The sequence below is a fragment of the Friedmanniella luteola genome (genome assembly GCF_900105065.1).
In the GTDB taxonomy this organism is placed as follows: Bacteria; Actinomycetota; Actinomycetes; order Propionibacteriales; family Propionibacteriaceae; genus Microlunatus; species Microlunatus luteolus.
The window spans coordinates 190,998-208,214 of sequence record NZ_LT629749.1; the positions used below are offsets into that span (position 1 = coordinate 190,998).

Annotated in this window: 16 protein-coding genes; 7 read left to right on the forward strand and 9 right to left on the reverse strand. The window is 74.1% G+C overall.

Features of this window, described 5'->3' with window-relative positions; genetic code table 11:
• The first annotated feature begins 490 nt into the window (after window positions 1-490).
• A complete protein-coding gene (locus BLT72_RS00930; RefSeq protein ID WP_091408847.1) occupies window positions 491-1,582 on the forward strand; it encodes an SGNH/GDSL hydrolase family protein in 1,092 nt (363 codons plus the stop codon).
• A gap of 51 nt (window positions 1,583-1,633) precedes the next feature.
• Here BLT72_RS00930 and BLT72_RS00935 read toward each other — a convergent pair whose 3' ends face one another.
• From BLT72_RS00935 to BLT72_RS00945, 3 genes are read right to left on the reverse strand one after another with little or no spacing between them, the layout of a single operon-like run.
• Complete coding sequence (locus BLT72_RS00935; RefSeq protein WP_091408849.1) at window positions 1,634-1,996, reverse strand: universal stress protein; 363 nt, start codon at window positions 1,994-1,996, stop codon at window positions 1,634-1,636.
• Window positions 1,993-4,275, reverse strand: a complete 2,283-nt coding sequence (locus BLT72_RS00940) for a glycoside hydrolase family 3 C-terminal domain-containing protein (RefSeq protein ID WP_091408853.1) — start codon at window positions 4,273-4,275, stop codon at window positions 1,993-1,995. The genes BLT72_RS00935 and BLT72_RS00940 overlap by 4 nt, the downstream gene beginning before the upstream one ends.
• Before the next feature lie 4 nt (window positions 4,276-4,279).
• Window positions 4,280-5,614 carry an MFS transporter gene (locus BLT72_RS00945; RefSeq protein ID WP_091408857.1) on the reverse strand — a complete coding sequence of 445 codons (1,335 nt, stop codon included), beginning with the start codon at window positions 5,612-5,614 and terminating at the stop codon, window positions 4,280-4,282.
• Window positions 5,615-5,732: 118 nt separating this feature from the next.
• Between BLT72_RS00945 and BLT72_RS00950 the strand changes: the two genes are divergently transcribed.
• From BLT72_RS00950 to BLT72_RS00960, 3 genes are all read left to right on the forward strand, one after another.
• Window positions 5,733-6,755 carry a LacI family DNA-binding transcriptional regulator gene (locus BLT72_RS00950; protein ID WP_091408860.1) on the forward strand — a complete coding sequence of 341 codons (1,023 nt, stop codon included), beginning with the start codon at window positions 5,733-5,735 and terminating at the stop codon, window positions 6,753-6,755.
• The gene (locus tag BLT72_RS00955) at window positions 6,755-7,405 is read left to right on the forward strand and encodes a prepilin peptidase (protein WP_091408865.1); all 651 of its coding nucleotides are present in this window, start codon (window positions 6,755-6,757) and stop codon (window positions 7,403-7,405) included. Before BLT72_RS00950 ends, BLT72_RS00955 begins: the two co-directional genes overlap by 1 nt.
• Window positions 7,406-7,469: 64 nt before the next feature.
• Entirely contained in the window at window positions 7,470-8,972 is a 1,503-nt protein-coding gene (locus BLT72_RS00960) for a potassium/proton antiporter (RefSeq protein WP_231930258.1), read from the forward strand.
• A gap of 7 nt (window positions 8,973-8,979) precedes the next feature.
• On the opposite strand, the gene BLT72_RS00965 is transcribed toward BLT72_RS00960, so the two are convergent.
• The gene (locus BLT72_RS00965) at window positions 8,980-9,507 is read right to left on the reverse strand and encodes a LytR C-terminal domain-containing protein (RefSeq protein ID WP_091408873.1); all 528 of its coding nucleotides are present in this window, start codon (window positions 9,505-9,507) and stop codon (window positions 8,980-8,982) included.
• Between the two features lie 117 nt (window positions 9,508-9,624).
• Entirely contained in the window at window positions 9,625-9,918 is a 294-nt protein-coding gene (locus tag BLT72_RS00970) for a type II toxin-antitoxin system VapB family antitoxin (protein ID WP_091408876.1), read from the reverse strand.
• A gap of 58 nt (window positions 9,919-9,976) precedes the next feature.
• Between BLT72_RS00970 and BLT72_RS00975 the strand changes: the two genes are divergently transcribed.
• Complete coding sequence (locus tag BLT72_RS00975) at window positions 9,977-11,671, forward strand: helicase HerA-like domain-containing protein (RefSeq protein WP_091408879.1); 1,695 nt, start codon at window positions 9,977-9,979, stop codon at window positions 11,669-11,671.
• An 81-nt stretch (window positions 11,672-11,752) separates the two neighbouring features.
• On the opposite strand, the gene BLT72_RS00980 is transcribed toward BLT72_RS00975, so the two are convergent.
• On the reverse strand, window positions 11,753-11,977 hold the full coding sequence (locus BLT72_RS00980; RefSeq protein WP_091408881.1) for a hypothetical protein: 225 nt from the start codon (window positions 11,975-11,977) through the stop codon (window positions 11,753-11,755).
• Window positions 11,978-12,351: 374 nt separating this feature from the next.
• Here BLT72_RS00980 and BLT72_RS00985 point away from each other — a divergent pair, with 374 nt between their 5' ends.
• On the forward strand, window positions 12,352-12,546 hold the full coding sequence (locus BLT72_RS00985; RefSeq protein WP_091408885.1) for a hypothetical protein: 195 nt from the start codon (window positions 12,352-12,354) through the stop codon (window positions 12,544-12,546).
• Between the two features lie 39 nt (window positions 12,547-12,585).
• Here BLT72_RS00985 and BLT72_RS00990 read toward each other — a convergent pair whose 3' ends face one another.
• The 3 genes from BLT72_RS00990 to BLT72_RS01000 all read right to left on the reverse strand — a co-directional run bounded on the left by BLT72_RS00990 (window position 12,586) and on the right by BLT72_RS01000 (window position 16,515).
• Window positions 12,586-14,028 carry a pyridoxal phosphate-dependent decarboxylase family protein gene (locus tag BLT72_RS00990; RefSeq protein WP_091408889.1) on the reverse strand — a complete coding sequence of 481 codons (1,443 nt, stop codon included), beginning with the start codon at window positions 14,026-14,028 and terminating at the stop codon, window positions 12,586-12,588.
• A complete protein-coding gene (locus BLT72_RS00995) occupies window positions 14,025-15,371 on the reverse strand; it encodes an MFS transporter (protein WP_091408892.1) in 1,347 nt (448 codons plus the stop codon). Before BLT72_RS00995 ends, BLT72_RS00990 begins: the two co-directional genes overlap by 4 nt.
• A 76-nt stretch (window positions 15,372-15,447) precedes the next feature.
• The gene (locus tag BLT72_RS01000; RefSeq protein ID WP_197677150.1) at window positions 15,448-16,515 is read right to left on the reverse strand and encodes a glycoside hydrolase family 172 protein; all 1,068 of its coding nucleotides are present in this window, start codon (window positions 16,513-16,515) and stop codon (window positions 15,448-15,450) included.
• Between the two features lie 323 nt (window positions 16,516-16,838).
• Here BLT72_RS01000 and BLT72_RS01005 point away from each other — a divergent pair, with 323 nt between their 5' ends.
• Window positions 16,839-17,126, forward strand: a complete 288-nt coding sequence (locus BLT72_RS01005; RefSeq protein ID WP_091408894.1) for a hypothetical protein — start codon at window positions 16,839-16,841, stop codon at window positions 17,124-17,126.
• Window positions 17,127-17,217: the final 91 nt, after the last annotated feature.

The window sequence follows — 17,217 nt, forward strand, 5'->3', positions numbered from 1 at the left end:
CTGAGAGGGAGGCAGACCACGCCTGACAGGCTGCAGAACGTGGCAGCAGACGGGGTGGTGTCGACCTCCAGGCGGGCCTTCGAGCGACCTCAACTCGGCCAGTCTCATGTCTGGTCTCGTCCGGCGACGTTCAACCGCGTTCATCGTCCGTCCGCAGGGTTCGCTGCCCGCCTGATCGAACTTCGCTGTACCCGACCCGAGAGCGGGCGGCAGATCTCGAAAGCGCGTGAGGGTGAAACCTCCGAGAGTTCAACTCTCTCCGCCACCGCCAGGCTGACCGACCAGTGGCCGGCGCTGCCCGAGGGGCGGCGCCGGCCTCTGGCGTCCTGGCCCTCCACGCCGCCGCGTCCGGGGTCCGGGGTCCTGCACCCCGAGCATCCGGCGCTCGGCGGGCGCCGCCCTGGACGGGGTCGAGGCCGTCCTGTTGGATGGGCGCGGGCCTCGCGGCCCGTCGTCTCGGGCCATCAGCACAGCAGTGAGGGATCTCGTGATGCGCCCCACCACCCGCAGGTCAGCCGTCCTCGCCGCCGCGGCGGTGCTCCTCGCGCTGGTGAGCCCGCCCGCGCAGGCCGCCTCGGGCAGCTACGTCGCCCTCGGCGACTCCTACGCCTCGGGCACCGGGACGGGTCGCTACCTGGGCGACGGCACCTCCTGCCAGCGCTCGGTGTACGCCTACCCGGCGCTGGTCGCCGCCAGCCGGGGGCTCGCCCTCAACTTCCGGGCCTGCTCGGGCGCCACGACCGCCGACGTGGCGGCCCTCCAGCTCGGCGCCCTCAGCGGCGCGACGACGCACGCCTCCATCTCGGTCGGCGGCAACGACGCCGGCTTCGCCGCGGTGCTGACGGAGTGCGCGAAACCCGCCTGGGCCAGCCACTGCAACGCCGCGGTCGACCGCGCCCGGGACGTCGTCAACGGTCGGCTCCCGGGGCGGCTCGCGGCGCTGTTCTCCGCCCTCCGGGGGCGCGCGCCCCGCGCCGAGGTCGTGGTGCTGGGCTACCCGCGGATCTTCAACGGCGAGGACTGCAACGCCTTCACCTGGTTCTCCCCGGCGGAGCAGGCGCGGTTGAACGCCCTGGCCGACCTGCTCGACGCCCGGCTCGCGGCCGCCGCCGCTGAGGCCGGCCTGCTGTTCCGCAGTCCCGTCCCCGCGTTCGACGGGCACGCGGTCTGCGACCGCCCCGCCTGGCTCAACGGGCTGTCCCGCCCCGTCGCGGAGTCGTTCCACCCGAACCGGGCCGGCCACGCCTCGGGACAGGCGCCGCTCGTCGGCTCCGCCCTCACCGGGTCGTGGGTCGCGGTCAGCCCGGCGACCGTCCGGGCGGCGGAGGCCTCGGCTGCACCGCTGGCGGCGCGGCAGCGCCGGTACGCCGCGCAGGACCGCACGATCACCCCGCAGCGGTTCGCGGTGCCCGACCTCGGCAGCCCCGCGATCAGGAGGGCCGCGGCGCGGGCCGGGGTGCGCCTGTCGAGCCGCGCGAGCATCGATGCCGCCGACCGCCGGTACAGCGCGCAGCAGGCCAGGGCCCGAGGCGACCGGGCTCCTCGCCCGGGCCGGGAGGTCGCCGGCCGGGCCGAGCGGTGAACGGGGGAGGAGGGCCGTCGCCGGCCCTCCTCCACCCGCGGACCCTCCCGGCTAGGGCTGGCTGGCCTTCACCGACAGCACGGGCACCGGCGCCTCGAGGATGAGGCGCTGGGGGATGCTGCCGAGCACCGCCTTGCCGACGGGCGTGCGCTTGCGCACGCCGACGACGAGCCGGGTGATGTCGGGCCGGTCCTCCAGCACCTGCAGCACCTGCTCGATCTCGTCGAGGGCGGAGGGGCTGGAGGGGACGACGACCTCGACCGCCAGCCCCGCGGCGAGGACCGTGGTGTCGAGGTCGGAGCCGGTGAGGTTGATGGCCACCAGGGGGACGTCCAGCTGGACGGCCTCCTGGCCGGCGGCCTCGAGGGCGGCGAGGCCCTCCTTGCTGTCGGTGACGGCGACGCAGACGCTCATGCCTTGGTGCTCCTGATCTGGTGGGAGGTGGTGGGGACTTCCTGCTGCCACTGCTCGGTGATGCGGTCGAGCGCGTCGTGGTCGAGGCTCATGCCGCCGAAGCTGGCCAGCGTGCTCATCGGCATGTTGCCGATCACCGTGAGCAGCTCCTCGTCCAGGACCACGGCCGCCTGGCCGCCGGCGATCTCGCCCTCGACCAGCCTGCGACCGACGGGGTCGCCCATCCACTCCTCCAGCGTCGAGTCCCGGGTGAGCGGGCTGGCGAGCCTCGGCGCGTCGATCGTGACGGTCTCGCTCAGCGGGAGGTCGCGGGAGCTCGGCCCGACGCCGATGACGAAGGTGCCCGCCTCGACCGCCCAGCGGCCGAGCCGGCTGGACCAGAAGGAGAAGCTCCGCTGGTCCAGCGCGACCGACACCGTCTCCGAGGCCCCGGCCGCGAGGACGACCTTGGTGAAGCCCTTGAGCTCGCGGAGCGGGCGGCTGACCGTCGACTCCTCGTCCTGGACGTAGACCTGCACCACCTCGGCGCCGTCCCGGTCACCGGTGTTGGTGACGGTGACGGTGACGGTCGCGCTCAGGTCGCCCGCCTCGACCGAGCCCGCCGTGGCGACCGTGAGGTCGGACAGGGCGAAGCTGGTGTAGGAGAGCCCGAACCCGAACGGGAAGGCGACGTCGGTCCGGGTCTTGTCGTAGCCCCGGTAGCCGATGAACAGGCCCTCGCCGTACCGGACCACCTGGGAGTCGCCCGGGAAATTCAGGTAGGACGAGTTGTCCTCGAGCCGGTGCGGGATGGTCTCCGCGAGCCGGCCGGAGGGGTTGACGGCGCCGGTGAGCACGTCGGCGATCCCGCCGGCGGCCGCCTGCCCGCCCAGCCAGGCCTCGACGAGCGCCCGCGCGTGCGGGACCACGTCGCCGAGGACGACCGTCGAGCCGTTGACCAGCACGACCACGACGTCGGGGTTCACCGCCGCCACCGCCGCGAGAGCCGCCCGCTGGTTGGCCGGCAGGTCCAGGTGCGTGCGGTCGAAGCCCTCGGACTCGTCGGCGCCGGGCAGTCCGATGACCATGACGACGGTGTCGGCCGCCGCGGCCACCTGCTCGGCCTCGGCCCGCAGGGCGTCGTCGTCGGCGGTCTCCCCGATGCCGTAGCCGGCAGCGAACGTGACGTCGCCGTGGCCGGCCCGCAGCTCGTCGAGGAGGGTGTCCACGCGGGTGGGGTTCACCTGCGAGGACCCGGCCCCCTGGTACCGCGGGGTGCGGGCGAACTCGCCCACCACGGCGACCGAGGTCCCCGCGGCCAGCGGGAGGAGCCCGTCGTTCTTGAGCAGCACGATCGACTCGGCGGCCGCCTCCCGGGCCAGGGCGTGGTGGGCGTCGGCGTCGAACGACTCGTCGACGTCGAGCACGGGCATGCCCTTGGCGACGAGCTCGAGCACCGTCCGGACCCGGGCGTCGAGGACCTCGGTCGGCACCTCCCCGGCCTGGACCGCGGCGACGACCTCCTCGGGGCTGCGGCCCAGGGCCGGCGGCATCTCCAGGTCCAGCCCGGCCAGCAGCGCGGGCACCCGGTGGTAGACCGCGCCCCAGTCGGAGACGACGAGGCCCTCGAAGCCGAACTCGTCCCGCAGCACGGTCTGCAGCAGCCAGGGGTTCTCCGACGCCGAGCGGCCGTTGACCTTGTTGTAGGAGCACATGATCGTCCACGGCTGGCTGGCCGTGACGACGCGCTCGAAGGCGGGCAGGTAGATCTCGCGCAGGGTGCGCTCGTCGATCTGGGCGTCGACGCGGAGCCGGTCGGTCTCCTGGTTGTTGGCGGCGTAGTGCTTCACCGAGGTGCCGACGCCGCGCGACTGGATGCCGTCGACGATGCCGACGGCCAGCTCGCCGGCCAGGAACGGGTCCTCGGAGAAGTACTCGAAGTTGCGGCCGCAGAGCGGTGACCGCTTCATGTTCACGCCGGGGCCGAGGATCACGGACAGGTTGCAGGCCCGGGCCTCCTGGGCCAGCGCCCGCCCCACCCGGTGCAGCAGCTCCGGGTTCCAGGCCGAGGCGATGGCCGATGCGGTCGGGAAGCAGGTCGCGGGCAGCGACCCGCCCAGCCCCACGTGGTCGCCCTCGCCCGGCTGGGCCCGCAGGCCGTGCGGGCCGTCGGAGACCATGATCCGGGGGATGCCCAGCCGCTCCACCGGTGCGGTGTACCAGAAGCCGGAGCCGCTGGTCAGGGACGCCTTCTCCTCGAGCGTGAGCTCGGTCAGCAAGTGGTCGATGTCGAGGGTCATCGGGTCACTTCACCTTCTTGATGAACAGCACGACCACGGCGCCGATCAGCCCGGCGACGCCGGCTGTGTAGAGGAGCAGCTCGTAGTTCTTGTCGACCCCGCTGACGCCGACCGCCAGCAGCGCCGCGCCGATCACCGGGGCGACGGTCTGGGGCAGGGCGTTCGCCATGTTGAACACGCCGAGGTCCTTGCCCGCGTCGTCCGGGTTGGGCAGCACGTCGACCACCAGCGCGAGGTCGACGCCGACGTAGATGCCGTAGGCGACGCCGAGCACCGCCTCGACCACGTAGAAGCCGGTCACCGAGTCGACGTGGGCCAGCATGACGATCCCCACCGCGAACAGCAGGGTCGAGCCGGCCACCAGGAACTTCCGCCGGCCCGTCCGGTCGGAGATCTTGCCGGCGATCCACCCGGAGGCCACCAGCGCGATCGTGTAGATCAGCACGCCGACGGTCACCGCCGCGGGCGCGTCGCTCTCCGCCAGGCCCAGCTCGTCGCGCAGGTAGAACAGCCGGAAGGTGGTGAACATGAAGGTGGCCAGCGTGATCAGGAACCGCGACCACCAGGCGAGGGCGAAGTCCGGGTGCTTCCGCGGGTTCAGCCAGAAGGTGGTGACCCACTCCCCGGCCGTCATCTTGGGCGGGTGCACGGTGAGGCGCTGGTCGGGCAGGATGACCGCGAACAGCAGCATGGCGCCGATCGCGAACAGCGAGGGCACCACGAACAGGATCACCAGGTGGTCCTGGAACAGCTGGGCGAGGTAGGTGCCGCCCAGGATGCCGACGTTCTGCGCGATGCCCAGCAGGGCGGACACGCTGCCGCGCTGGAACTTGGGCACCTGGTCGGAGATGGTGGCGATGAACGGCGCCAGGGTGGCGTTCGCGCCCAGCTGCGCCAGGCACCAGCCGGCCGTGATCACCGGGACGCTCTGACCGAGGGCCATCACGACGAAGGCGATGGTCATGACGACCGTGCCCGCCACGAGCCAGGGGCGTCGCCGGCCGAAGCGGGAGGTGGTCCGGTCGGAGAGCCGGCCGAACAGCACGTTGCCGATCACGGCGAACAGCGCGCCGAACCCGGCGATGATCCCCACGGCCGTCGTCTGCTCCGCGAGCGGGACGACCGACTGCACCTTGAGGCCGATGCCGATGATCGCCGGCCCCAGCAGGGCGATGAAGAAGATCAGCTGCGCGAAGACCAGGCCGCCGACGAACTTCGGCCCGACCTCCTTCGTGGGCTCCTTGAACCAGTGGTGCTCGTGCGGGTTCGCCAGGTCCACGGCGCCCGGTGATCCGTCGCTGGGTGGTGTGCCCCCGTAGGGGTCGTCGTGCGTGCTCATGGCAGGTGCTCCTTCGCTCCTGGGTTGCTGAGTTGCTGACGAGCGTATTCCTGCAGTTACACGCGTCAGTGACACGCGCCAGTTGCGCGTGTCAGTACCGTAGGGCATCGTGGCGAGCATGGCAACGGTTTCGAACGGGGACGGGGGCGGGCGACCGCGCCGCCCGACGGGGGCGGACGTCGCCCGCCGGGCCGGGCTGTCCCGGGCCACCGTCAGCTACGTGCTGAACGACACCCCGCACCAGGCCATCCCCGAGCCCACCCGCCAGCGCGTGCTCGCCGCGGCGGCGGAGCTCGGCTACACGCCGTCGGCGGCTGGTCGCGCGCTGCGCAACGGCCACTCCGAGGTGGTCCTGCTGCTGCTGCCGGACTGGCCCATCGGACCCAGCGTGGGTGAGCTGCTCGAGAGCCTCTCGTCGGCCCTGGCCGAGCTGGGCCTCACCTTCGTCGCCCACCCGCGCTCGACCGGACGTCCGGTGTCCGACGTGTGGAAGGCGATCACGCCGGCCGCCGTCATCACCTTCGAGCAGCTCGACGACGCGGAGACCACGAAGCTGGAGGCGGCCGGGGTGGAGCTGGCCGTCGCCCTGTTCGGGGGCCGCCGCGGGGGGCGGGCCCTGGACATCCCCGAGCAGCGGACGGGCCGCCTGCAGGCCGAGCACCTCGCGGCCGCCGGCCACCGGCGGCTGGGCTACGCCTGGCCGGACGACCCGCGGGTCCTGACGTTCGCCCAGCCGCGGCTCGAGGGGGTCCGGCACGCCTGCGCCGATTTCGGGCTGCCCGAGCCGGAGGTCGTCACGGTGCCGCTGACCCCCGAGGGCGTCACCGGCGCCGTGCGGGCGTGGCGGGCCGGGGAGCCGGCCGTCACCGGGATCTGCGCCTACAACGACGAGGTCGCGCTCGCGCTGCTGGCCGGTGCCCGCCGGGTGGGTGTGGACGTCCCGGGCGACCTCGCCGTGGTCGGTGTCGACGACATCCCGGCGAGCGCGGTCTCCCTGCCGACCCTGACCACGGTCCGAGCCGACACGGCGGCCCTGGCCGGGCACATCGCCGAGTCGATCCGGCGCAAGCTCGACGGGCGGCCGGTGAGCCGACGCCCGGGCTCCGACATCCACGCCGTCATCCGACGCGAGTCGGCCTAGTGCCCTGGGTCTGGCCGGCCCTGGCCGGGCTGCTGGGCGCCCTGGCCGGTCTGTGGTTGCGGGGCCGCGGCTACCGACGTCCCGACGACGAGCAGCACCTGGTGGTGCGCCCCTGGAGCGTCCCGGTGCTGGCGGTCCTCGGCGCCGTCGCGGCCGGGCCGTTCCTCGCCGACCAGCCGGCGGTCGTGCTGGGCACGCTCGTGCTGGCGCTGGTCTGGGCCGTCGTGCTGGCCGTCGTCGACCTCGAGGTGCGGCGGCTGCCCGACCGGCTGGTGCTGCCCGCGTACCCCGTCGCCGCCCTGCTGCTGACCGCCTGCAGCGTCGTCACCGGCGAGCCGCTCGCGCTGCTGCGGGCCCTCACCTGCGCCGGGGCGGGAGTCCTCGGCTTCCTGCTGGTCGCGCTGCTGAGCCCGGGAGGTCAGGGCCTCGGCCTGGGGGACGTGAAGCTGGCCGGGGTGCTCGGGGGGCTGCTGGGCTGGTGGGGCTGGTCCGACGCCCTCCTCGGGCTGCTCGGCGGGTTCGTGCTCGGGGGGCTCGGCGCCCTGGTGCTGCTGGTGGCCCGCCGGGTGGACCGGCGCGGTGCGATCGCCCTCGGCCCCGCCCTGCTGCTGGGCGCCTACCTCGCCCTGCTGAGCGCGCCGCTCACCTGACCGCCGCCGTCCAGGCCGACCGCGCGTTGCCTGACGGTCACACAGGTCGGGGAGGATGGGCGGTGTGATCGACCTCGACCGCCTCCTGCTCGTGGGGGCTGTCGTCGTCATCGTGGCCATCGTCGCCGCCCGGATCGGCGCCCGGGCGGGCCTGCCGTCGCTGCTGCTGTTCCTCGGCCTGGGCATGGTGCTCGGCGAGTCGGGGTTCGGCGTCCGCTTCGACGACGCCGACCTCGCGCGGGCCCTGGGCTTCGGTGCTCTGGTGATCATCCTGGCCGAGGGCGGCCTGACCACCCGCTGGGCCGACATCCGCAGCTCGACCCTGCTCGCGCTGGTGCTGGCCACCGTCGGCATCGGGATCAGCGTCGGGCTCATGACCGCGTTCGGCTACTACGTGCTGGGGCTCGACCTGTGGATCGCGGTGCTGCTGGGGGCGGTCACCTCGCCCACCGACGCCGCCGCCGTCTTCTCCGTGCTGCGGCACGTCCCCATCCCGCACGCCCTGCGCGGTGCCCTCGAGGCGGAGTCGGGGCTCAACGACGCCCCCACCGTGCTGCTGGTCTCGCTGGCCAGCGCCGTCGCGATCGGCCAGCCGACCCACGGCGGTGTGGCCGGCCTCGTCGGCCTGATCCTGCTCGAGCTGGCCGCGGGGCTGGCGGTCGGGGTCGGCCTGGGCTGGCTCGGGGTGCAGATCCTGCGCCGGGTCGCGCTGCCGTCGTCAGGCCTGTACCCGCTCGCGGCCCTGGTCTGGGCGGTCTTCGCCTACGGGATGGGAGCGCTGGTGCACGCCAGCGGGTTCGCCGCCGTCTACGCGTGCGCGCTGATGCTGGGCAACGCCCAGCTGCCGCACCGGACGGCCACCCGGTCCTTCGTCGAGGGGATCGGCTGGATCGCCCAGATCGGGTTGTTCGTCATGCTCGGACTGCTCGCCTCGCCGGGTCGCGTGACCCTGTACGCGGTCGTGGTGGCCGTGCTGGCCGGCGTGTTCTTGACCTTCGTCGCCCGGCCGCTGTCGGTCTGGGTGTCCGCCGTCGGCTTCCGGGTGCCGGTCCGGCACCAGCTGTTCCTGTCCTGGGCCGGCCTGCGCGGCGCGGTGCCGATCGTGCTCGCCACCATCCCGCTGTCGGAGGACGTGCCCGGTGCGGTCTTCCTCTTCGACGTGGTGCTCGTCTTCGTCATCGTGTTCACCTGCCTGCAGGCCCCGACGCTGCCCTTCGTCGGGCGCCGGCTGGGGCTGCTCGACGACCGGGCGGCCAGCGACGTCGAGGTCGAGGTCGCGCCGCTGGACCGCATCTCGGCCGACCTGATGCAGGTGCGGATCCCCGAGGGCTCCCGGCTGGCCGGGGTGGAGATCGGCGAGCTGCGGCTGCCCCAGCACACGGTGGTCACCCTGATCATCCGGGGGAGCCAGCCGTTCAACCCGGCCCCGCGCGAGCGGATCCGGGTGGGGGACGAGCTCCTGGTGGTCACCCCGACCGCTCAGCGGGAGGTCACCGAGGACCGGTTGCGGGCGATCGGCCGCGGCGGCCGGCTGGCCCGCTGGCGCGACGGCGGCCGGGCGCCCTGAGGCCGGCTCAGCTGCCGAGCGTCGGGGTGGGGGAGGGCTGCGCCGGCAGGCAGGCCTTCGAGCTCTTCACCGTGTAGGTGGTCTTGGCCTTCTTGTTGAAACCGCCGTAGCGGTTGCCGACCAGCACGTCGACGGAGCCGTCGACCCGCTTGTCGGCCTTGACGTCGGCGTCCTTGAAGAACGCCTTGACCAGCAGCACCTCGGGGTTCTTGGTGCCAGCCCCCACGATCACCGTCTTCTGCACCTTCTGCAGCGTGTTGGTGGTGGTCTGCACCTTGAAACCGCGCTCCCGCAGGGAGCGGCCGACGTCGCCGGCCAGGCCGCGCTTGTCGCCGCCGTTGAAGACGCTGACGGTCACCTGGCTCGACTTCAGCTGGTTCTTCGGCAGCTTCTGCTGCACGCAGGGGGCCGGCGGGGCCGGCGGCACCTCGCGGATGACGTTGCTCCACCCCCACCACGCGCCGTAGCAGAGGACGCCGAGCAGGACGAGCAGCGTGAACGGGGTGCGCACCGCGCGGAAGATGCGACCGAGCAACGCTCCTCCTCGTCTGGGCGGCGGGACGAGCGGTCAGCCGCCCACCTCCGGTGCTGGAACCCTACCCGCCGGGCGGACGGCGCCCGGTCGGGCGCGCCCACCCGGACGGGGTCGCGGCTACTTCAGGTCGAGCACGCGGGCGTGCATGGTCTGCCGCTGCTGCAGGGCGGCCCGGAGCGCCCGGTGCAGCCCGTCCTCCAGGTACAGGTCACCGCGCCAGGCGACGACGTGGGCGAAGAGGTCGCCGTAGAACGTCGAGTCCTCCTCCAGCAGCGCTTCCAGGTCGAGCGTCCGCTTGGTGGTCACCAGCTGGTCCAAGCGCACCTGGTGAGGGGCGATGGCCGCCCACTGCTTCTGCACGTACCCGTGGTCGGGGTACGGGCGGACGTCACCCACGCGCTTGAAAATCACCTGGCCACTGTAGTCAGGAAAGCCGGGGGCCGCAGACGGGCGTCGTTACGATTCGGTCATGACGGACCCTGCCGCGACCGCTGCCGCCCCTGTCCCGGAGCCGGCCGCCGCCACGCCGACGGAGCCGGCCCCGCCGCTCCCGGAGCCGGTCGCGACGATCGCCGCCGGCTACACCTTCGACGAACCCGCCCTCGAGCTGGGCGTCGTGGTGCACGACGGCGAGCCCGTGCCGACGGCCGGCGTGCGGATCCCGCTGTCCATGCTCAACCGGCACGGGCTGGTGGCCGGGGCCACCGGCACGGGCAAGACCAAGACGCTGCAGCTGATGGCCGAGCAGCTCTCGGCGGCGGGCGTCCCCGTCTTCGCCGCCGACATCAAGGGCGACCTGTCCGGGATCGCCTCGCCGGGCCGGCCGAGCGACAAGCTGACGGCCCGGACCCGCGCGCTCGGCCAGGACTGGCGGCCGCGCGGCTGCCCGACGGAGTTCTTCGCCCTCGGCGGGCAGGGGCTGGGCGTCCCGCTGCGGGCCACGATGACGTCGTTCGGCCCGGTGCTGCTGGCCAAGGTGCTGGGGCTCAACGCCGTGCAGGAGTCCTCGCTCGGCCTGGTCTTCCACCACGCCGACGCCGCCGGGCTGCCGCTGCTGGACCTCGCCGACCTCCGGGCCGTGCTGACCCACCTGACCAGCGACGAGGGCAAGGCCGAGCTCAAGGGCGTCGGCGGGCTCAGCGCGGCCACCGTCGGGGTGATCCTGCGCTCGCTCGTCACCTTCGCCGCGCAGGGTGCCGACGCGTTCTTCGGCGAGCCGGAGTTCGACACCGCCGACCTGCTGCGGGTGACCGGTGACGGCCAGGGCGTCGTCTCGCTGCTCGAGCTGCCCAACCTGCAGGACCGGCCGGCCCTGTTCTCGACCTTCCTGATGTGGCTGCTGGCCGACCTCTTCCACGACCTGCCCGAGGTGGGGGACGTCGACAAGCCCAAGCTCGTCTTCTTCTTCGACGAGGCCCACCTGCTGTTCGACGGCGCGTCCAAGGCCTTCCTCGACGCGATCGCCCAGACGGTCCGGCTGGTCCGCAGCAAGGGTGTCGGCATCTTCTTCGTCACGCAGACGCCCGAGGACGTCCCCGACGACGTGCTGGCGCAGCTGGGCTCCCGGGTCCAGCACCAGCTCCGCGCGCACACGCCGAACGACGCCAAGGCACTGAAGCAGACGGTGGCCACCTTCCCCCGCTCGGGCTACGACCTGGCCGAGACGCTGCAGGAGCTGGGGATCGGCGAGGCCGTCGTCACCGTGATGGACCCCGACGGCACCCCGACCCCGGTCGCCTGGACGCGGATGCTGGCGCCGCAGTCGCTGATGGCGCCGACACCCGCCGACGTGCTGGCCCCCGGCATCGCCGCGTCGTCGCTGATGGGGCGCTACGGCGCCGCCGTGGACCGGGACTCCGCCCGCGAGATGCTCGCGCGCAGGCTGGAGGCCGGTGCGGCGGCGGCCGCCGACGAGCGCCGCGCGGCGGAGGCCGCGGCGGCGCAGCGCGCCCAGGAGGAGCGGTCCGCTCGGGAGGACCGCGCGGACCGGCCGCAGACGCGCGACACCTCGAGGACCCGGTCGGGCGCACCTCGGCGGCCGGCTCCGCGGGCCGAGCGGTCCGTGGTCGAGAAGGTCGTGGAGTCCTCGGTGTTCAAGCAGTTCGCCCGGACCGCCGGTCGGGAGATCGTCCGCAGCCTCTTCGGCACCGCGCGCCGGCGCTGAGGACCTCCGACGACGACGTCCCCGCCACCCAGGGTGGCGGGGACGTCAGGGTCGGGCGGGGTCATCCGGCGAGCCGGATGATCATGGTCGGGCGGTCAACCGCGGTGCGGGCCGGCTGGCGATGCGGCGGACGCGTCCCCAGAGCGGGACCCGCGCCGGGCGCGGGGTGCGGGGCCGGTTCCGGAGCTCGGCGACGGCCTGCTGCAGCGCGTAGGTCCGCGCGGCGGCCTGGCTGGTGACCAGCGAGGAGGGGCCGACCAGCGGCTGCCCCGTGGGGTCGTGGAGGTGGACGTGCGCGTACGACATGGTGGTTCCTTCATGATCATGACGAGGACCCGTCGGCGTGGACGGGCAGGCGGAGCGGGATCGACGTCGGGCCCGGAGGGCGGACGTGATCATGGAGCTCGGCGGGACCTGGTCCCGGGAGAGGCGCGCTCAGGCAGCGTGCCGGTGAGCGGCGTCCAGGTCGCGGGCGAGCAGGTCGCACGGGGCCAGGGGGCCGCCGTGGATCGGCTTCGGCGCAGTGATGATCAGCAAAGTTCGGACACCTCCTCCCGGTCGGATGATCGTGGCGGCCGGTGTGGCCGCAGGGGAGACGTTAGGGAAGCCCGCCGAGGGGCGCAACGCATTTGTCTGGCAGGGTGGGACTGGTTCTGATCAAGATCTGAGGAGGTGGCGAGATGGCCGTGCCCGCAGGCGCACCCGGTGACGAGGTGCCCCCGGAGGACTGGGCCGAGCAGGCGACCGAGGCCGGTCCGCCGGCCGAGAGCCCGGGCGACCCGGTCACCGGGCGGTCGACCGGGAGCCTCGAGGTGGACGAGGCCGACCTCCTCGACCAGGAGCAGCCGGTCGACCTGACCGACGACGAGCAGTAGCGCGTCGCGGTGGCCTCGGGGCCGTCGAGGACCCCGAGGTCATCCCCGGTCGGCCGCCCGGACCGGTCGGCTGATCCGGTCCAGGTAGCCGAGCAGGAGGGCCTCCCGGAGCGACGGCGGGGCGACGTCCAGGGTCGCGTTCACCGGTGCCATCCGGGTGGGCAGGGTCGGGGTGCCGGAGCCGTCGACCAGCCCCGCCATCGCCAGCAGCTGGTCGAAACCGGCGTCGTCCAGGGTGGTGGGGTCCAGCTCGGCCAGCACCCCGGCGAGGCCCGGGTCCGCCGTCGTCGGGCCCGCGGCCACCGCCGCGGCCACCGCCGCGTCGAGGGCGTCGAGGAACTCCGGCAGCCGGGGCACCGTCGCGGCGCTGACCGACAGGTGCAGGGTGGGCGGGAAGGGACCGAAGCTCAGCTGGGGCTGGACGTACCAGCCGCGGGCGAGCAGCTCGTCGGCGACGGTGAAGATGTCGAAGGCGTCGTCCGACGCCAGGGCCACCAGGCTGGAGGACGGTCGCCCGACGACCCGCAGGTGCGGGCGGGCCTGCACCGCGTCCACCAGGCTCGTGAGCCCGTCGCGGACCTGGCGGGCCAGGGCCAGGTAGCCGTCGTCGCCGATCAGCCGGGTGATCGCCCACGCGGCCGCGATCGGTCCTCCGGAGCGCGTCGACTGCGTCGTCGTGTTGAGCATCGTGTAGCCGGGCCACGCGGCGCTGGCGAACAGCTGGGGCCGGCGGAGCTGGGCGCTGCGGTGCAGCAGCAGCGACACCCCCTTGGGCGTGTAGCCGTACTTGTGCAGGTCCACCGAGATGCTGGTGACCCCGGGCACCAGGAACGAGAACGCCGGCAGCTCCGGGTCGTCGCGGCGGAGGAACGGCAGCAGCCACCCGCCGATGCACGCGTCGACGTGGCAGCGGACGCCCGCCGCCTGGGCATGGGTGGCGATCTCGGTGACGGGGTCGACGACGCCGTGGGGGTAGGAGGGCGCCGAGGCCACGACCAGCACGGTGTCGGCGTCGATCGCGTCCGCCATCGCGGAGGCGACCGCGCGGCCCGTCTGCGGGTCGACGTCGACCAGCACCGGTCGGACGCCGAAGTAGTGGGCCGCCTTGTGGAACGACGCGTGCGCCGAGCTCGGCATCACCAGGGTCGGTCGGCTCACGTCCGGACGGGCGTCGCGGGCGGTCTGCACGGCCAGCAGCAGGGACTCCGTCCCCCCGGAGGTCACTGAGCCGACCGTGCCCGGCGGGCCGTCCAGCAGGTCAGCCGCCATCCCGACGAGGTCCTGCTCCATCCGCAGCAGGGACGGGAACGCCGTCGGGTCCAGCCCGTTGGTGCCGCCGAAGGCCGCGAGGGCCTCCCGGCCGAGGGCGTCGGCCTCGGCCAGCCCGGAGTCGTAGACGTAGGCCAGCGTGCGGCCGCCGTGGGTGGGCAGGTCGTCGGCGCGCACGGCGTCGAGCTGACGACGCACCTCGTCGGGGTTCACCGGGGCTCCTCGAGGGACGGGGTCGGGGCGGGGGAGGGGACCGCGTCGCGGCCGTGGCCGCGCAGCGTGAGCAGGCTGACCGCGACCAGCACGGCGGGGACGAGGGAGAACCCGAGGGTGATCGCGGTCAGCGCGCCGGGCGGCTGCCCGACGTCGTCGCCGCGGGTGGAGACGTAGCCGCCGACGGCGAGCAGCAGGGCCAGCACCGCGGGGCCGAGGGCGAGGCCCAGCGTCTCCCCGGCCGTCCAGACCCCGGTGAGCACGCCGACGCGGTTCTCCCCGGTCCGGCGGGCGTCGTCCGCGGCGGTGTCGGGCAGCATGGCCATCGGGAACAGCTGGCAGCCGGCGTAGCCCACGCCCGCCACCGCCGCCAGAGCGAACACCACGCCGACGGGCACCCGGCCGGCCAGCACCGCGCCGGCGGCCGCCAGCCCCAGCAGCGCGCTGGCCAGCTGGTAGCCCCGCTTCTTGCCCGCCCGGTCGGCGAGCCGGCCCCACAGCGGCGTGACCAGCAGCGCGGGACCGACGAAGCAGGCGAACAGCACCGCCGAGGCGCCGGGACGGGCCAGCACCTCGCGGGCCAGGTAGTCGACGGCTGCCAGCATGCAGCCGATGGCCAGGGCCTGCAGGACGAAGGTGGCGAGCAGCACCCGGAAGTCGTGCACGCCGAGCGCCAGCCGCAGGTGCCGGCCGAGGCCACCGGGCGGTGCGGGGACGACGCTCCCGGCGGCGCTTCGGGTGCCGGCCCAGGCGCCCAGCGCGCCCAGCGCGATCAGCAGGCCGACCGCCACCGCCATCGCGCGGTAGCCCGCGGTCCCGCCGACGGCGTCGCGGATCGCCGGCGCCGACGCCCCGCTGACCAGGATGGCCACGGCCAGCACGGCCACCCGCCAGGTGAGCAGCACCGTCCGCTCGTGCGGGTCGTCGGTCAGCTCGGCCGGCAGGGCGACGAAGGGCACCTGGAAGGCCGAGTAGGCGACGGCGCAGAGGGCGAAGGCCACCACGACCCAGGCGACGGCGACCGCCTCGGGCGCCGGCGGACCGGAGAACAACAGCACGAAGCCGACGGCCAGGCCGAGCCCACCGACCAGCAGGAACGGCCGCCGTCCGTGCCGGCCGGCCAGCCGGTCGCTCAGCCGGCCGGTGACCGGGTTCAGCAGCACGTCCAGGGCCTTCGGCAGGAACACGACGGCCCCGGCCAGCAGCGCCCCGACGCCGAGGGCGTCGGTCAGGTACGGGAGCAGCAGCAGACCGGGCACGGTGCCGAAGGAGCCGGTGGCCACACCGCCGCTGGCGTAGCCGACGCGCAGCCGTCTGCTCAGCGTGGTGGCCACGCCCGCCATCCTGGCAGTCGGCGGGCCGCGACGCGCCGAACGCGCCCGGAGCGGCGGACCGCTCTCAGGAGCGGGGCGGGGACCGTCAGCGGATCTCCATGGTGTCGAAGGTCGGGGCGACCGGCCGCCGGGTGGAGGTGCGGTCGAGGTAGAAGAACGCGGTGGAGGCGATGTCGTCCCGCAGCGGCAGGTAGCGGCCGCCGTCGCGCCAGCCGAGGGCCTGGAGGTCGACCCGCAGTCGCGTCGCGAAGTGGACCGGGTCCGGCAGGTGCCAGCGGTACAGGCCGAACCGCTGCTGGCTGGCGTAGAGCCCGTCGGGACGGATCACCTGCGGCAGGCCGAGGTAGGGGGTGGAGTAGGGGGTGTAGCCCTGGCCGGGGACGTCGAAGTTCCAGGCGCCGCCGAAGTAGTCCTCGGTGCCGGTGCCGCAGATGGTCGGGTGCGTGGTGTCGTCGTCGATGTAGTGCTTGAGCTCGCCCTCACCCCACCAGCCGCTGCTGTGCACGCCCCAGGCCAGGTAGGTGCCGACGTGGTGGCCGGCTCCCTCGACGCCCTCGAGCAGGACGTGCGGGGTGCGGTCGGCCAGCGGGTTGCTGCGCCGCCACTGGGCGTGCAGGTACCCGTCGTCGCCGTGGTCGCCCCCGGTCTCGTAGGTGAGCTGGTAGTAGACGACGGCGCTGGTCGGCCCGGTGTTCTCCAGGGTGAGCCGCGCACCCGCGCGGAAGGGCATCGGCCAGTAGGCGTTGCAGCCGCCGTTGGGGTTGACCGCGACCACCTGTGAGCTGACCTGGGCGAACCGGCCCCACCCCTGCGCGAAGAAGTCGCCGTAGGGCACCTCGACCGCCGGCTCGGTGTCGCCGTCCCAGTGGGCGCGCAGCACGAGGGTGCGCCAGTGGTCGGTGTGCGTCGTCGCCCAGAGGTGCGTGATGACGCCCGCCCCGTCGACGTCGGCCAGGATGAAGGTCTGACCCGGCTCGACGACGACGCTCGGCGAGATCTTCCACCCCGGCCCCAGGTCCCGCGCCGCGGCAGCCCCGGTGCCCTCGGTCGCCCGGGCGCCGCCGCCCGGACGACCGTCGGGGTTCTCGGGGCTGATCGAGCGGGTCTGGACCGCGCGCAACCGCGCCAGGGACCGGTTGCTGCTGGACGTCACCGCGCACCTCCTGCTCCGCCCCACCGTCGTCGGCGAGGCCTCCGACGCTGACGCTAGGGGACGGGCCGTCGCGCCGCGTGGGCGGTCCGGGCGGACCGGCAGCGTGACGGCCGTCACAGCGCGGCCCGCGTTCTCGACGGGTGGCCGAGGCGTCTTCGCTCGGTGAGCGGCCGAGTTCCATCCCCTCCGGCCGCTCGTGGCGCGAGCCCTGCTCGCTCCAGGCTCCCGGCCCGGTCGGCCCCCCCGGCCCCGGTCCGGGAGTCCGCTCGTCGCCGACCGTGGTGACGGGCGCCCGTCAGCGCCGAGCACCCGTGGAGGACCGCATGCCCAGCTCAGAGCACCCCGAGACCCCGGACGACCGGCAGCCGGAGGCCGTCCTGCGCGTCTCCGTGCACGCCGACGCCGGACCGCAGCCCGCCAGCCGCAGCGCCGCGCTGGTCGAGGAGGCTCTGCTGGACTGCGACGCCAGCCCGGGGACGCCGGTCAGCGTCGCAGTGCCGGCCGGCGACGGGGCGATGGTGGCCCGGCTGCACGACCTGCTGGACGAGGACGAGGCCCGCCGGGCCGGAGCGACCGTGATCGTCGACGGGGTGCTGCCCGGTGGGGACTGAGGGGTTGGCGGCCGCCGCCCGGGTCGTCGGGGGCCGTGCCGGTGGTGGGTTCACGACGCCAGCGGCGCCCCCCGGGATCGGGCCGCCAACC

Coding starts and splice junctions, on each gene's coding strand:
- BLT72_RS00930 (WP_091408847.1), top strand. CDS start 491: ATGCGCCCCACCACCCGCAGGTCAGCCGTCCTCGCCGCCGCGGCGGTG.
- BLT72_RS00935 (WP_091408849.1), bottom strand. CDS start 1,996: ATGAGCGTCTGCGTCGCCGTCACCGACAGCAAGGAGGGCCTCGCCGCC.
- BLT72_RS00940 (WP_091408853.1), bottom strand. CDS start 4,275: ATGACCCTCGACATCGACCACTTGCTGACCGAGCTCACGCTCGAGGAG.
- BLT72_RS00945 (WP_091408857.1), bottom strand. CDS start 5,614: ATGAGCACGCACGACGACCCCTACGGGGGCACACCACCCAGCGACGGA.
- BLT72_RS00950 (WP_091408860.1), top strand. CDS start 5,733: ATGGCAACGGTTTCGAACGGGGACGGGGGCGGGCGACCGCGCCGCCCG.
- BLT72_RS00975 (WP_091408879.1), top strand. CDS start 9,977: ATGACGGACCCTGCCGCGACCGCTGCCGCCCCTGTCCCGGAGCCGGCC.
- BLT72_RS00980 (WP_091408881.1), bottom strand. CDS start 11,977: ATGTCGTACGCGCACGTCCACCTCCACGACCCCACGGGGCAGCCGCTG.
- BLT72_RS00985 (WP_091408885.1), top strand. CDS start 12,352: ATGGCCGTGCCCGCAGGCGCACCCGGTGACGAGGTGCCCCCGGAGGAC.
- BLT72_RS00995 (WP_091408892.1), bottom strand. CDS start 15,371: ATGGCGGGCGTGGCCACCACGCTGAGCAGACGGCTGCGCGTCGGCTAC.
- BLT72_RS01005 (WP_091408894.1), top strand. CDS start 16,839: ATGCCCAGCTCAGAGCACCCCGAGACCCCGGACGACCGGCAGCCGGAG.